At 69.8% G+C, this 14,662-nt stretch carries 10 protein-coding genes; 4 read left to right on the top strand and 6 right to left on the bottom strand.

Features of this window, described 5'->3' with window-relative positions; genetic code table 11:
* The first annotated feature begins 5 nt into the window (after window positions 1-5).
* Window positions 6-1,004, top strand: a complete 999-nt coding sequence (locus tag SYV04_RS30850) for an MvdC/MvdD family ATP grasp protein (RefSeq protein ID WP_321549545.1) — start codon at window positions 6-8, stop codon at window positions 1,002-1,004.
* Window positions 1,005-1,024: 20 nt separating this feature from the next.
* Complete coding sequence (locus SYV04_RS30845; protein WP_321549544.1) at window positions 1,025-2,056, top strand: MvdC/MvdD family ATP grasp protein; 1,032 nt, start codon at window positions 1,025-1,027, stop codon at window positions 2,054-2,056.
* Here the strand turns inward: SYV04_RS30845 and dacB are convergent.
* Window positions 2,048-3,541, bottom strand: a complete 1,494-nt coding sequence (gene dacB / locus SYV04_RS30840) for a D-alanyl-D-alanine carboxypeptidase/D-alanyl-D-alanine endopeptidase (protein WP_321549543.1) — start codon at window positions 3,539-3,541, stop codon at window positions 2,048-2,050. The two genes, SYV04_RS30845 and dacB, sit on opposite strands and share 9 nt — an antisense overlap.
* A 51-nt stretch (window positions 3,542-3,592) precedes the next feature.
* Entirely contained in the window at window positions 3,593-4,891 is a 1,299-nt protein-coding gene (locus SYV04_RS30835; RefSeq protein WP_321549542.1) for an adenylate/guanylate cyclase domain-containing protein, read from the bottom strand.
* Between the two features lie 44 nt (window positions 4,892-4,935).
* On the opposite strand from SYV04_RS30835, the gene SYV04_RS30830 reads away from it, so the two are divergent.
* Entirely contained in the window at window positions 4,936-7,620 is a 2,685-nt protein-coding gene (locus tag SYV04_RS30830) for an MGH1-like glycoside hydrolase domain-containing protein (RefSeq protein ID WP_321549541.1), read from the top strand.
* A 1-nt stretch (window position 7,621) separates the two neighbouring features.
* Here SYV04_RS30830 and SYV04_RS30825 read toward each other — a convergent pair whose 3' ends face one another.
* Window positions 7,622-8,566 (bottom strand): hypothetical protein, encoded by a 945-nt coding sequence (locus SYV04_RS30825; RefSeq protein ID WP_321549540.1) that lies wholly within the window; start codon window positions 8,564-8,566, stop codon window positions 7,622-7,624.
* Window positions 8,567-8,746: 180 nt separating this feature from the next.
* Between SYV04_RS30825 and SYV04_RS30820 the strand changes: the two genes are divergently transcribed.
* The gene (locus tag SYV04_RS30820) at window positions 8,747-11,179 is read left to right on the top strand and encodes a hypothetical protein (protein WP_321549539.1); all 2,433 of its coding nucleotides are present in this window, start codon (window positions 8,747-8,749) and stop codon (window positions 11,177-11,179) included.
* 29 nt (window positions 11,180-11,208) lie between these two features.
* Here SYV04_RS30820 and SYV04_RS30815 read toward each other — a convergent pair whose 3' ends face one another.
* The 3 genes from SYV04_RS30815 to SYV04_RS30805 form a co-directional block, all read right to left on the bottom strand.
* Window positions 11,209-11,952 carry an energy transducer TonB gene (locus tag SYV04_RS30815; protein ID WP_321549538.1) on the bottom strand — a complete coding sequence of 248 codons (744 nt, stop codon included), beginning with the start codon at window positions 11,950-11,952 and terminating at the stop codon, window positions 11,209-11,211.
* Between the two features lie 152 nt (window positions 11,953-12,104).
* Window positions 12,105-12,830, bottom strand: a complete 726-nt coding sequence (locus tag SYV04_RS30810) for a response regulator transcription factor (RefSeq protein WP_321549537.1) — start codon at window positions 12,828-12,830, stop codon at window positions 12,105-12,107.
* Entirely contained in the window at window positions 12,827-14,656 is a 1,830-nt protein-coding gene (locus SYV04_RS30805) for a sensor histidine kinase (protein WP_321549536.1), read from the bottom strand. The genes SYV04_RS30810 and SYV04_RS30805 overlap by 4 nt, the downstream gene beginning before the upstream one ends.
* Window positions 14,657-14,662: the final 6 nt, after the last annotated feature.

Genomic DNA, 14,662 nt, shown 5'->3' with positions numbered 1-14,662 from the left:
TCCCCATGCCCCCCGCCCGCGACATCGTCCTGCTCCTCACGCACAGCGGTGACCACTACACGGTCGACCGGGTGGCGCAGGAGGTGTCACGGCGCGGGGGGCATCCTCTGCGCGTGGACACGGACCGCTTTCCTTCGGAGCTGGAGCTGACGGTGGCGTTGAGCCGAGAGGGAGGCGAGGTGGTGCTGCACACCGCCGACGGCGAGGTGCGCGGAGAGCGCGTGCGAGGCGCGTGGCTGCGGCGGCTGGTGCCGGCCCGGCTCGACGAGACATTGGATCCCGAGTGGCGCGCGAGCTGCTGGCGCGAGTCGCACGCGGCGGTGGAAGGATTCCTGGACGGGCTGGGCGCGCTGGGCTGCCGCTTCGTCAACCCGCTCGAAGCGGGGCTGGCGGCGGGCAACAAGCTGCGCCAGCTCCGGTTGGCCCGTGCGCTGGGGCTCGAGGTGCCGCGCACCCTGGTGACGAACGACGCGGCGCGGGTGCGTGCCTTCTTCCAGGAGGTGCGGGGGCGCATGGTGGCCAAGATGCAGACGCCCCTGACCCAGTCCATGAGTGGCGACCAGCCCTTCGTGTACACGAGCGCGATCGGTCCCGAGGACCTGGAGGCGCTGGAGGGACTGCGCCACAGCCCCATGATCTTCCAGGAGCGCATCGACAAGGCCCGCGAGCTGCGGGTGATCGTGGTGGGCGGACGCTGCTTCGTGGGCGCCATCGACGCCTCGCGCTCGGTCGCGGGGCAGGTGGACTGGCGACGGGCACGCGCCGGGGAATGCAGCTGGACACGGGGCGAGGTGCCGGTGGAGATCGCCGATCGTCTGGTCCGCCTGGTAGCGGGCCTGGGGCTGCTCTACGGCGCCGTGGATCTCATCGTCACACCCGAGGGGCGGCACCTCTTTCTCGAGGTGAACCCTGGGGGTGAGTGGGGAATGATCGAGCACGAGCTCGACCTGCCCATCGCCGCGGCCCTGGCCGAAGCGCTCCTCGCCGAGGATCGCCCCCGCTAACCCTCTCCACGGGAAAGCCCATGGCCATCCTCATCGTGACCCGGTCCCGAGACAACGAAGCACCCGCCGCGGTCACGCGGGCTCTCGAGGCGCGCGGCGAGCGCGTCTACCGGTTCGACACCGATCTCTTCCCCACCGAACTCCAGCTCTCGCTCGACGAGGCCGGGAGAGGCCGGCTCTCCGGGCCCGAGGGCGAGGTGGCGCTGGAGGAGTTCTCGGCGGTCTGGTACCGCCGCTGCGCGATCGCGGAGCGCATTCCCCGGGACCTGGACTCGCAGCTTCGCCAGCCGGCGGTGGAGGAGAGCCGCCGCGTGGTGTTCGGGATGATGGCCGCGCTGGGCGTCTTCCAACTGGACGCGCTCGAGCACGTGCGGCGCTCGGAGCACAAGCCGCTGCAGCTCAAGCTGGCGCGCCAGCTGGGGATGGAGGTGCCGCGCACGCTGATGACCAATGATCCGGAGGCGGTGCGTGCCTTCGCCGCGAGCTGCCCGAGCGGGGTGGTAACGAAGATGATGGCCTCGTTCGCCGTGTATGACGAGCAGGGGCTGGAGCAGGTGGTGTTCACCACGCCCCTGGGCGCGCGGGAACTGAAGGATCTGGACGGGCTGGACCTGTGCCCGATGACCTTCCAGGAGCACGTGACCAAGGCAGTGGAGCTGCGGGTGACGGTGGTGGGGACGCAGGTGATGGCGGCGGCCATCGACTCGCAGGCACTGCCGGGAGCACGCAATGACTGGCGGCGCGAGGGGCTGGCGCTCATCAGGTCGTGGCAGCCCTACACGCTGCCGGAGTCGCTGCGGCTCCAGGTGCTGGGAATGATGGATGCGCTGGGGCTCAACTACGGGGCGTTCGACTTCATCGTCACCCCGCAGGGGCGGCACGTCTTCCTGGAGGTGAACCCCTCGGGGGAGTTCATGTGGCTGGTGCAGCACCCGGGTCTGCCCGTCGACGAGGCGCTGGCGGACGTGCTCGCCGGGCGCGCGGCCCGCCGGCTCGGGCCCAGGCCGCTGCCTCGGAGCGAGCCCGCGCTGCGGCTCGCGACTTCACCGTAGGGGCAGGTGGATGAGCGCCTCCGCGAAGCGCTGGAAGGCGCCGCCCGCGGAGACCGCGGGCTGTTCGTCCATGTTGCCCAGCATCAGGGCGAAGACGACGCGGGGATGCTCCGCGTCGTGCGGGCGCTCGGCGACGCCGACGTACGCCTTCTGACTGGAGAGCGTGCCCGTCTTCGCGCGCAGGCGCGCCAGGGCCTCGGCGGAGAGGGGCTGGCTGCCCAGGGTCCCGTCGACGCCGGCGATGGGCAGACTCTCGACGAAGGCCTCTCCGTAGGGCTCCTTCAGGCTCGTGTAGAGCAGCTGCGCCAGCCCGCGCGCGGTGGCCAGGTTGTAGCGCGACAGGCCGCTGCCATCGATCGGTCGCAGGTCCCGGGGAGAGATGCCACGGCGGGTCAGCTCCGCGGCCATCGCCTTGCGCAGCGCCGCGTAGTCCTCGCTGCCCGTGCGCTCCCGGGCGAAGCGCAGGGCCAGCCGCTCCGCGTAGAGGTTGTGGGACTCCTTGTTCGTCACCTTGACGATCTCCCCGAGCTGGGGGCTCACCAGCTCGATGAGCGGCTCATTCACCGGCGGCGGTGCCGCGTCGCGCGGTGCCGGGGGGGCGGGGATGCGAGTGATTCCGCGCCGGGTGAGGGCATCCTCCACGCAGGCGGCGAAGAGCGCCTGGGGATCATCGATGGCGAGGCGCGTGGACATGGCGCGCGGGCACGAGCCGCCGGTGGAGCGCCACACGCACCGGGTCCGCGAGGGGTTGTGCTCGCGCAGGCAGGCGAAGCCCGAGCGGGAGCCCTTCGTGTCGATCTGCACGACGGCGGAGAACGGGGCGAAGCGGGGGGTGAGCTGGATGGCGGGCTGCGCCGAGCACGGGGCTCCTTCGGCGCGCAGCATCGAGAAGTCGACCACGTTCTCCCGGAAGACGAACGGCATGGGCGCGGCGCTCATGGAGTAGGCCACGTCGTCCCACGCCCAGCCGGGGCCCAGCGGCCCATCCAGCCCCGTGTCGGGGCCGCGCACCTGCAGCGCGCCGCGCCACTTGCGGATGCCGCGTCCCGTCATCGCCTCGGCGATCTGGTCGCAGGTCAGCGTCGTCTCCGGGAAGCGCCACGAGCCCAGGGTGGGGTCTCCCGAGGCCTCCACCACCAGATCGCCCGTGAAGAGCTCGCCCTGCCGGGTGCCCTCGAGCAACACCTTCGTGCGGAAGCGGAACTCCGGCCCGAGCGCGGCGAGGACCGAGGCGGTGGAGACCACCTTCATCGTCGACGCGGGCAGCGAGCGCAGATGCTCACGGCGCGCGTAGAGCGGCTCGCCCGTCTGGGCATCCAGCACGAGCACGCTGGTGAGGGCCCCCTCGCCCTCGATGGCGGTGAACAGCTCATCCGCGACTTGAGAGAGGGTGGGCTGGGGCGGGGTGGAGGGGCGGACTTCGCGGTGGCACCCCGAGAGCGCGAGGACCGCGAACAGGACCGAGGCGAGCGGGAGACGGCGCATGGGCGCGCGGACGTTACAGCCACGGGGATCGGGTGTCGATGTTGGTCCGGGCTACCCGCGCCGCCCTGTCAGGAACCACGTCTTTACCCGGCCCAGGCTCTTCACCTCGATCTCTCCGCGCGGCTCGAAGGAGAAGCGCTCGCTCAGCGCCACCGAGGTCTGCTCGCAGACATGGATGCGCCCGCTCATGCCATGGGCCTCGAGACGGCTGGCCATGTTCACCGTGTCGCCCCACAAGTCGTAGGCGAACTTGCGCGTGCCGATGATGCCCGCGACCACGGGGCCGCTGTGCATCCCCACCCGCACGTCCAGCGAGGCGTCCAGCACCCGCCTCAGCCGGCGGATGGTCTCCAGGATGTCGAGCGCCATCGAGGCCATCGCCTCGCGGTGGTCGACGCGGGCCAAGGGCACCCCGGCCACCACCATGTACGCATCCCCGATCGTCTTGATCTTCTCCAGCCCGTAGCGCTCGGTCAGCGAGTCGAACTCGGTGAACACCTGGCTCAAGATCTCCACGGTGTGCTCGGGCGGCAGTGGCGCCGACCAGCGGGTGAAGTCCACCAGATCGGCGAACAGGACGGTGACCTCCTCGAAGCGCTCGGCGTCGGCGTGCTCCCCGCGCTGGAGCCGCTCGGCGATGCTGTGGGGCAGCACGTTGTGCAGCAACCGCTCGGAGCGCTGCTGCGCATCGGACAGCTCGCGCGTGCGCTCGATGATGCGTGCCTCCAGCAGCCGGTTGGCGTCGCGCAGCTGCTCCTCGAGCAGCGCCTGGCTCACCCGCGCCGCCGTCATGGACGCCACCGTCTGGAGGGTGTGCAGGTGCTCCTCGGTGAAGAAGCCCTCCTGCGTGTGCTCCGAGTCGAGCACGCCGATCACCTGGTCGCGGAAGAAGATGGGCAGGGCCAGCTCGGACAGCCGCTGCTGGTCGTCCTGGATGTAGCGCGCGTCCCGGCGGGTGTCGGCGATGATCTCGGCCTTGCCGGTGAGCGCCACCGTGCCGACGATGCCCGTGCCGGGCTTGATCCGGATGGGCGAGAGGATCTCCCGCTCCCGGGGGTTCTTCGGCCCGAAGGCCGCTCGCTGGAGGAGGTACTCGCGCCGCTCGTCGAACAGGTAGATGACGCAGTCTTCCAGCCCCAGGTGGGCGACGACGCCCTGGGCCACGTCCCAGAGGATGTCATCCACGTTCGTCTGGCCATGGAGCAGCGAGCTCGCGAGCCGGTTGATGGCATCCAGACTCCGGGCCTTGGCCTCCAGCTCTCGAACCCGCTGCTCCAGGGGGCCCGTCTCCGCGGGACGCGGTTCGGCCTCGGAGGCCGGGCTGTCGGAGGAAACCAGAGAGGTCGACATACGGCGTGCGCCTGTATCGTCTCACTTCATCTATGGTTCGCGCCATGAGTCAGACACGGGGGCTCGGCGCCGAGGCGCGCCGCCTGGCCGAGGATGAGCGTCGTTCCTCCAACTGGAAGCGCTGGGGGCCCTACCTCTCGGAGCGCCAGTGGGGTACCGTTCGTGAGGATTATTCTGCCCAGGGCAACAACTGGACGGATTTCCCGCATGATGCCGCTCGGAGCCGGGCCTATCGCTGGGGCGAGGATGGGCTGCTAGGCGTCACCGATCGGCAGTGCCGGCTGTGCTTCGCGCTGGCGCTGTGGAACGAGAAGGATCCGTTCCTCAAGGAGCGCTTGTACGGCCTGTCGGGCCCCCAGGGAAACCACGGCGAGGACGTGAAGGAGGAGTACTTCTACCTCGACTCCACGCCGACCCACTCGTACCTCAAGGGGCTCTACAAGTACCCGCAGGCAGCCTTCCCCTACGACCGGCTGGTGGCGGAGAACCGGCACCGGGGCCGGGAGGCGCCCGAGTTCGAGCTGGTCGACACCGGCATCTTCCACGAAGAGCGCTACTTCGACGTCTTCACCGAGTACGCGAAGGCCAGCCCCGACGCGCTGCTCATCCGCATCACCGTGGCCAACCGGGGTCCGGAAGCGGCGCGGATCCACGTGCTGCCCACGCTCTGGTTCCGCAACACCTGGGCCTGGGGGCGCACCGGCGAGGGCTACTGGCCCAAGCCTCGGATGTCCGCGGAGGGGGAGGACGCGATCATCGCCGAGCAGGACTCGCTGGGGCGCTACCGGCTCCACGCTCAGGCACCCGAGGGCGGCGCGCTCCCCGAGCGGCTGTTCACCGAGAACGAGACGAACCTGGAGCGGCTGTACGGCGTGCCCAACCGCGCCCGCCATGTGAAGGACGCCTTCCACGACCACGTCGTCCACGGGCGCCGGGACGCCGTGAACCCGGAGCGCGTGGGGACCAAGGCCGCCTTCCACTACGTGCTGGAGGTGCCGGCGGGAGGCTCGGTGCGGCTCTCGCTGCGGCTCTTCCCCGAGGCCGAGCGGCCCGAGGTCCTCTTTGGCGAGGACTTCGATCGCCTCTTCGAGCAGCGCATCCACGAAGCCGACGAGTTCTACGACGCGCGGCTGCCGAGCACGTTGCCGGAGGAGGAGCGGCGGGTGGCGCGGCAGGCCTACGCGGGCCTGCTGTGGAGCAAGCAGTTCTACCACTACGCCGTGCAGCCCTGGCTGGAGGGGGACCCCAACTCGCCGCCGCCTCCCGCGTCGCGCCTCAAGGGCCGCAACCGGGACTGGGGCCACTTGTACAACCGAGACATCATCTCGATGCCAGACAAGTGGGAGTACCCCTGGTACGCGGCGTGGGACGTGGCGTTCCACATGATCCCCTTCGCGCGGATCGATCCGCTCTTCGCCAAGGAGCAGCTCGTGCTGTTCCTGCGCGAGTGGTACATGCACCCCAACGGGCAGATCCCCGCGTACGAGTTCGAGTTCTCGGACGTGAACCCGCCGGTCCACGCGTGGGCGTGCTGGCGCGTGTACAAGATGACGGGCACGCAGGGCAGGCGCGACCGGCTCTTCCTGGCGCGGACCTTCCAGAAGCTTCTGCTCAACTTCACCTGGTGGGTGAACCGCAAGGACGTGGACGGCCGCAACCTGTTCACCGGCGGCTTCCTCGGCTTGGACAACATCGGCGTCTTCGATCGCTCCAAGCCGCTGCCCACCGGAGGCCAGCTCCACCAGGCGGACGGCACCGCGTGGATGGCCTTCTTCTGCACCACCATGCTCTCGATGGCGCTGGAGCTGGCCCAGGAGGACCCGGCCTACGAGGACATCGCCTCCAAGTTCTTCGAGCACTTCGTCGCCATCGTCGACGCGATGAACCACCTGGGCGGTAGCGGCCTGTGGGAGGAGGAGGACGGCTTCTATTACGACCACCTGTGGCTGGAGGGGCACGACGTGCCCATGCGGGTGCGCTCGATGGTGGGGCTGGTGCCCCTGTTCGCCGCCGAGGTGCTGTCGGATCGGCTCATCGAGCGACTGCCCGGCTTCTCCAAGCGCATGCGCTGGTTCCTGGAGAACCGGGCGGACCTGGCGCACAACATCTCGTACATGGCCGCGCCCGAGGGAGGCGAGGCCGGCGGATACCGGCTGCTGGCCATCCCCTCGCGGGAGCGGCTGGTGCGGGTGCTGCGGCGGGTGCTGGATCCGCGCGAGTTCCTCTCGGACTACGGCGTTCGCTCGCTGTCGCGTGTCCACGCCGAGGAGCCCTTCGTGTTCCGCGTGGGCCACGAGGCGCACCGCGTCGGGTACGTGCCCGGCGAGTCCGACAGCGGCATGTTCGGAGGGAACTCCAACTGGCGCGGGCCCGTGTGGTTCCCGCTCAACTACCTGCTCATCGAGGCGCTGGAGCGCTACCACCACTTCTATGGAGACAGCCTGAAGGTGGAGTGCCCCACGGGCTCCGGGCGGATGATGACGTTGGCCGAGGTGGCGCGAGAGCTGTCCTCACGGCTGTGCCGGCTCTTCCTGCCGGACGCCACGGGCCGGCGGCCCTGCCACGGAGAGGACCCACGCTTCGCGGAGGGGCCGGACTGGCGCGAGCTGGTCCTCTTCCACGAGTACTTCCACGGGGACAGCGGCCGGGGCCTGGGCGCCACCCATCAGACGGGGTGGACGGCGCTCGTGGTGCAGTGCCTCACCGACGCGCACCGCACGCAGGGGTGAGTCACAGGTTCTTGCTGACGTAGGACAGCCGCCCCGAGCCCAGGTCCACGCCGCGTCGGCTGGAGGAGCGGAAGAGCGTGGCGCACACCTCGCAGCGCAGGCGCACGAAGCCGGAGGGGTCCTGCGGCGGGGGCGCCGCGAGCAGCTCCGCGTCCTCGAGCCGGCCCCCGCACATGGGGCAGGCATCCCCCACGCCCGCGCGCACCGCCGGCTCACGCAGCCGGCGCCAGCGCTCCAGGGCCTCGGGCGTCCAGGCCAGCGCGCAGTAGACGTGGTCGTGCCAGGAGGACTCGCCGTACTCGTTCTCGATGTGCATCCCGAGCGCGCGGCGGAACACCGAGATGATGTTGGCCTCCGGGCTCATGCAGCGGGCGGAGACGCGGTGGCCCTCGAGGAAACAGGTGCCGTAGCCCTCCACGCCGAGGATGCAGCGCGCCAGGGCCCAGAAGGGAGGGAGCACGTTCTGCGGAGGTGGGGCGAGCGTGTCCAGGCCGGGCACGTCGTCGATCAACGGCATGTCTCCGCCGAAGCCGATGCGCGCCTCGCCCTCGTGCAGGGAGACGGACAGCGTCCGACGCCCCCGGCCGAAGCTGACCGCGGCCACCTCGTCCTCATCGTGGATGAACGCCACCCCCGAGCCGTAGTCCCAGGCCTCGGACACCTCCGCGTGGTGGTGCACGTAGTACGGGATGCAGACCAGCCGGCCCGAGGACACCGGAGGGCGGGGCAGGGCGGCCACGTCCTGCTCGTTCGCCCGGCCCCAGCTCAGGTCCGGACCGCCGAAGTTCTGGGACTCGAAGCGCAGCACGGCGCTCTGCAGCCGCGTGAGGATCTCCCGCGAACGCCTGCCCAGATCGTCTCGGTGCGAGGCGCCCAACTGCGTGGCGCGCCGGACGAGCGCCTCGGCGAAGGACTCCGCCCATTGCTGGATGGCCGACCGGGTCATGGGGGCACTTCGATAGTAACCCAGTCAAAGTGAAAAAACATGTCCTTCTTGAAAATCCAGCTAATCCCCGCAGGGCGAAACTCTGTTCCCTGGAGGACACACCCCCTTTCCTAGATGTACGGATCCGTGCGATGGCGCCCCCACGAAATTCACTCGGTATCGATTTTTCCAGGAGGGGCAGTGTTCGGACTACAGATTCACCGGATTATTCTGCGAGTAGCGGTCGTCATCGCCATGGGCTGGGGCATCGGCTGCCAGGGCGAGGGGGAGCCCTTCGCGGAGGCCGCACTCCCGTCAGCCGCCATCTCCGGCGCCGAGCAGGTGCCGTTCGACGTGGAGGCCATCATCCGTCAGGTGCGCGCCGCCTCCCGGCCGGAGCAGGACGAGATGATCATCGATGGCCGGCGGACGCCCGCTGACAGCCAGGTGCGGACCCATCCCGTGCTGGCCTTCAATGGGAAGGACTACCTCCTCGTTTGGAGGAGTGGGCGCGGCGGCTTGTTCGATCTCTACGCTACGCGGGTGTCGATCTCCGGCGTCGTCCTGGACCCGAACGGAATCGCCGTGACGACCGGCCCCGGAGAAGCGGCCACCCCCCATGTGGCCTCCAACGGAAGGGACTTCTTCGTCGTGTGGAACGACAACCGGGGGGGCAAATGGAACATCCATGGCACTCCGGTGAGCGCGGCCGGCGAGGTCGCCTTCCCGGGCGGCCGGCCCATCGCGTCGGAGTCCACGTTCCAGCTCTCGCCCAAGGTGGCCTCCAACGGGGTGGACTACCTGGTGGTCTGGCAGGGCACGGGCCCCGATGGGTACACGCACATCTATGGCCGGCGGATGTCGGGCACGACGGGCCTGCCGATGGAGGACGCCAGCATCACCCTCCGCGCCGGGGAGTACCTGCAGGAGCGCTCGCCCTCGCTCGCCTCGAACGGGACGATCTACCTCGTGGCCTGGGAGGACGAGCGTGACGGCTATCCGCGCGCCTACGCCACGCGCGTGTCGAACGACGGCGAGGTGCTCGATGGCGAGAGCTTCCCGGTGTCGATCCCGAGCTCCCAGAACATTCCGGTCGTGACCTCCAACGGGGAGGACTTCTTCATCGCCTGGCTGGACTGGCGCAACGCCGGCAGCCGCGATCTCTACGGCGCGCGGGTGTCGGGCAAGGGCGAGGTGTTCGATCACACGGGAATCGCCATCGCCACCCACCCGACCCGCACCGAGTCGTATGCGGCGGTGACCTCGCGGGGCAGCGACTATTACGTGACGTGGACGGAGTGGGACACCGCCAACTCGACGCGGCAGATCTTCGGGCGTCAGGTGTCCACCTCGGGCGTGGTGGCGAAGACCCACGGCGTCTTCTCCGACAGTGGCGGCAACTGCCAGAACTCGAGCGTGGCGGTGGGCGAGGCGGGCTTCTTCCTGGCCTGGGAGTGCATCTCGGGCGCGGTGACCGAGCTGCGCAGTGCCTGGGTCTCCCTGGCGGGGACGATCACCCCGGGAGAGGGCTTCCCCGTGAACAGCACCGCGCTCCACCAGACAGAGGCCGCGGTGGCCTCCAACGGGAGCAACTACCTCGTTGTCTGGACGGAGACGGGGGCCGAGGGCATCCAGATCTACGGCACGCGCGTCGCGCTGCAGGGCGGAGTGCTCGATCCCGCGGGGCTGCTCATCGCCCAGGGGCCGCGCGAGCGGCAGTCGCCGATGGTGGCCTCCAACGGGAAGGACTACCTCGTGGCGTGGATGGACTTCCGCGACATCAACTGGGACATCCATGGGGCGCGGGTGCTTGGCGCGGGTGACAGCGCCAGCGCCGTGCTGGACTCGAAGGGGCTCCTCATCTCGGGCCATTCCGACTTCCAGGACAGCCCCTCCGTGGCCTCCAACGGGACGGACTACCTGGTGACCTGGCGGCAGGATCCCGACGCGCAGGGCAATGTCCATGGCGCGCGGGTATCGAGCGGCGGCGAGGTGCTGGATCCAAGCGGCATCCCCATCTCCTCGAGCCTCGTGGAGCACTACGGGCCCCGGGCCGCCTCCAACGGGACCGACTACTTCGTCGTCTGGGCCGAGAACCATGCCGCCACGAGCTGGGACATCGTGGGGGCGCGGGTGACGAACGAGGGCAGCGTCCTGGAGCCCACGGGCCTCTCCGTCTCCCGCGAGACCCAGGAGCAGTACGCCCCTGCGGTGGCGTCCAACGGGAAGGACTACTTCGTCACCTGGTCGGACTCCCGCCTGGGCAATGCCGACGTCTACGGGGCGCGGGTGTCGAGCGGCGGTGAGGTGCTGGACGCCTCCGGGCTGGCGCTCTGCACCGACGCCACGAACCAGTACGTGCCCGCGGTGACGTTCGATGGGACGTCCTACGTGACGGCCTGGGCGGACCACCGCGATGACACGGTCTGGGACATCTACGCCACGCAGGTGACGCCCTCGGGCAGGGTCATCACTCCGGAGGGCTTCCTGGTGACCCGGAACGTGCGGACCTCGGAAGAGGGCCTGTCCCTGGCCTCGGCGGGCGCCCGGCAGTCCCTGGTCGTCCACTCGCGCTACGACACCGAGCCGGAGCAGGGGAGCCGGCGCATCCGGGGCAAGCTCCTCTCCTTCTGAGAGGAGCGCCGCCGCCGAGGGCCCCGTGACTAGCGGGGCATCTCCAGCTTGATGTTGAACATATAGGAGACGCTGATCGGCTTGCCCTGCCACATCACCGGGCTGTACTGCCGCGTCTCCAGGGCGGAGAGCACCGCGACGTCCATGTGCGGCAGGCCCTTGATGACCTTGCAGTTCTCCACCTCGCCCTCGCGGGTGATGACGCACTTGGCGACGAGCATGCCGCGCACGCTGGCCTCGAGCGCCTCGCGCGTGTACTGGATGGGGGCGCCGGACACCAGCTTGGGAGGCTTCATGCCCTGGCCGAAGGGGACCGTCTCGTCGCCCGTGGGCTCCAGGGCGGTGAGCGCCTGCTCCAGGCCGGTGATGACCTTGGCGCCGGGCACGCCGCCCTCATCCACACCGTCCGGATCGCTGCCCTCGATGTAGGGGAGATCGTCCACGGGATCCGGCTCGGGCGTGGTGGCCGGCTCGACCTCGGGCGGAGGCGTGGGGGGGATGACGCTGGGCTGTGTGAACTTCTTGGGCTTGGGCTTGGGCTTGGGCTGAGCCACCTGCTTGGGGGTGGAGGGGTTCGGGTTTCCCCGGGGAGGCTGCGGCGGGGCCACCTTGAAGACGACCTCGGGCGGCTCCTGGGTGATCTCCTTCGCGGCCCCCGCCGAGAGGAAGAGTGCCGCGGCGAAGACTCCCGCATGCACCAGCACGGACACCCCCGCGCCTGTACCGATACGACCGGAACGCCACCCTCGCTGATCGACGACTGACTGGAACATCCTGGCCTCCCACAGACCGGCGCTCCTACCGGGGAAGGCCACACCATGCGGCCCCTCACCGGCGTGGGCTGACGTCTAGAGCGCCCCTGTCCACGCACCCTCAAGGTAGGGAATCGCGGCGTGCCGATGGCCGTGGGCCGTCCATCTTTCCGTCATGGTTTCGTCACGGAGTCGATCTCCATGCGGTAGCCCACGCCGCGGATGGTGTGGATGGTGAAGCCCGAGGTGCTCGTCCACCCGAGCTTCTTCTTCAGGTTGGAGACGAAGTTGTCCACGGTGCGCGGGTCCACCACCACGTCCTGTCCCCAGACCGCGTCGAGGATCTCCTGGCGGGTGAGGGCGCGGTCTCTGTGGCGCACGAGGAAGGCCAGCAGATCGAACTCCGTGCGGGTCAGCTCGACGATGCTCCCATCGGCCCGGGCCAGGGCGCGGCGGACGAGGTCCAGGGTGAAGCTGGCGAAGCCCAGCACCTGGGGCGGAGCGGTACCGGCCCGGCGCACGAGGGCCCGTACCCGGGCGAGCAGCTCCCGCAGCCGGTAGGGCTTGGTCAGGTAGTCCTGCGCGCCAGCCTCGAAGCCGCGGACGATGTCGTCCTCCAGCGTGCGCGCGGTGAGCATCATCACCATGCTCTGCAGGCCCCCGGCACGCAGCCGTCGGCACAGGGAGTAGCCGTCCTCGCCCGGGAGCATGACGTCGAGGATGAGCAGATCGAAGGTGCGCGCGCGCAGCAGCCCCTCCGCGTCCTGGGCGTTGGAGGCGACGGCGACGTCGAATCCCTCGTCCTGGAGGTTGTCCTGCAGGCCGAGCCGCAGGTTCGGGTCGTCCTCGACGACGAGGATGGCGGGGCGGAAGGAGGGCTGAGAACTCTGGGTCGTCATCGGCGCGGCTCCGGGAAGATCAGCGCGAAGGTGGTGCCCTGGGGGCTGGAGGAGGCGATGCGCAGGGTGCCTCCATGCACGTGCATGATCCTTCGGCAGAGCGCCAGCCCCAGCCCGCTGCCGTGTACCTCGGGCCCGGGGTGTTTGAGCCGGTAGAAGTCCTGGAAGACATTCTCCCACTCGCGCTCGGGGATGCCGATGCCGTTGTCCCCGAAGAGCACCGTGCAGCCCTTGCCGGGCACGGCGTGGGCATGCAGAGAGATCTCCACCGGGGCACGGTGGTTGTAGGCGCACGCGTTGCGCCCCAAGTTGGAGAAGAGCAGGCGCAGCAGGGACGGGTCCGCCGTGAGCTCCACCTCGCCCACGTCGGAGGTGAGCTGCACCGGGACGCTGGTGGCGCCGGCGAGATCGGATCGGAGCGTGCCCACCAGTTCCTCCAGTCGCACCTGGGCAAACTGGGGCGCCCAGCGGCCCTTGTCGATGCGATTGAAGGACAGGATGTTCTCGACCAGGAAGTGCAGCCCGTCGGTGGCCTGGATGATGCGCGCGGGGTAGTCGCGCACCTCGGGCGTGTTCCGGGCCTTGCGCTCCAGCGTCTCAGCCAACAGTCGGATGGAGGCCAGGGGCGTGCGCAGCTCGTGGGAGACGGTGGCCACGAAGTCGCTCTTGAGCTCCAGGAAGCGGTACTTGCGGTGCTGGGCGAGCCCAGCGAGCACCACGATGGCCACCGCGAGCGCGCCGCAGATGGCCACCAGCACCGTCTTGAGCCCGTAGCGCTGGGTGATGTCCTTCTCCGTGGCGGCCCACCGGGGCATGACCACCGCGAGCTTCAGCGACGAGAGCGGCTGCACCGGGTCGAGGTCTCCCAACCGCACCTCGTCCTCCGCGTCGAAGAGCGCCCGCTCGCGCATCTCCCGCGAGACGACCGGCAGCAGGTCCTCGAGCTGCACGGCGATGCCGCGGACCACCTCGCCATCGGGCTCCAGGTACCAGCGCTCGCCGATGAGCGTGGGTCCGCTGAGCTTCGCCGGGATGACCAGCGCGCCGGCCCCGAGCTCCTGGACGCGTGCCTCGAAGTCCTCGGTGGGCTCGCCCATCTGCCAGCTCAGGCGGAGGATCCGCTCGTTCAGGAAGTCGAAGTCCGGCTGGGTGAAGCGGTAGCACTCCCGCAGCAGGTCGCGCTGCAGCCCGGCGCCCTGGGCGATCCCTCCGAACTCATCGGCGAGCTCGCCGGTGATGAGCCGGCGCACGAGCTCCGGCGTGTCCGGGCCGCGCTGGAGCCGCTCCGCGACGAACACGGTGAAGGGAATCTCGCGGGAGGCATGCAGGGGGTGCTCCGTCCGGTAGCGCAGCAGCGCCTCCAGGTACTCCTCGGCGCGCTCAGGCTCCTTTCTGGCGAGCGCGGCCTCGATGGCGCGCAGCAGGTTCATCCGCTCCTGCCAGGGCTCTGGAGCCGAGGCGGCCTGGAGCAACAGGGCGAGCTCCTCGTGGATCCTTTGGGCGGGGGTCTGTGCCCCGGGCCTGGGGCGGGAGAGGCGGGGCAGGAACTGATACTCCCGGAAGCCGAGGTAGAGCCCATCGGCTTGGGCGAGGGGATCCTCGGCGGCGCGTTTGATGCTGGGGGCGCTCTCGGCGAGCTTCTGGGTGAGCTTCTGCCGCACGGCCTCGATGGCGTAGCGCTCGAGCTCGTCCCGGCGGGCGAAAAGCTGCGCGCGGGCGTCCTCGGTCTCCTGGGCGAAGATGCGCTGCAGGCTCACCAGCCCCCAGCCGATGGCCAGCAGGCCGCATCCGAGGGTCACGAGGGTAGGGAGGAGCCAGCGCAGCATCGATCC

The sequence above is a fragment of the Hyalangium ruber genome (assembly GCF_034259325.1).
GTDB classification, from domain to species: Bacteria; Myxococcota; Myxococcia; order Myxococcales; family Myxococcaceae; genus Hyalangium_A; species Hyalangium_A rubrum.
This window is presented reverse-complemented; position numbering and strand designations above follow the sequence as displayed.

Bases quoted from the DNA above. Each gene is read 5' to 3' on its own strand.
- SYV04_RS30805 (WP_321549536.1), bottom strand. From the start codon at position 14,656: ATGCTGCGCTGGCTCCTCCCTACCCTCGTGACCCTCGGATGCGGCCTG.
- SYV04_RS30845 (WP_321549544.1), top strand. From the start codon at position 1,025: ATGGCCATCCTCATCGTGACCCGGTCCCGAGACAACGAAGCACCCGCC.
- SYV04_RS30850 (WP_321549545.1), top strand. From the start codon at position 6: ATGCCCCCCGCCCGCGACATCGTCCTGCTCCTCACGCACAGCGGTGAC.
- SYV04_RS30835 (WP_321549542.1), bottom strand. From the start codon at position 4,891: ATGTCGACCTCTCTGGTTTCCTCCGACAGCCCGGCCTCCGAGGCCGAA.
- SYV04_RS30825 (WP_321549540.1), bottom strand. From the start codon at position 8,566: ATGACCCGGTCGGCCATCCAGCAATGGGCGGAGTCCTTCGCCGAGGCG.
- SYV04_RS30815 (WP_321549538.1), bottom strand. From the start codon at position 11,952: ATGTTCCAGTCAGTCGTCGATCAGCGAGGGTGGCGTTCCGGTCGTATC.
- SYV04_RS30810 (WP_321549537.1), bottom strand. From the start codon at position 12,830: ATGACGACCCAGAGTTCTCAGCCCTCCTTCCGCCCCGCCATCCTCGTC.
- dacB (WP_321549543.1), bottom strand. From the start codon at position 3,541: ATGCGCCGTCTCCCGCTCGCCTCGGTCCTGTTCGCGGTCCTCGCGCTC.
- SYV04_RS30830 (WP_321549541.1), top strand. From the start codon at position 4,936: ATGAGTCAGACACGGGGGCTCGGCGCCGAGGCGCGCCGCCTGGCCGAG.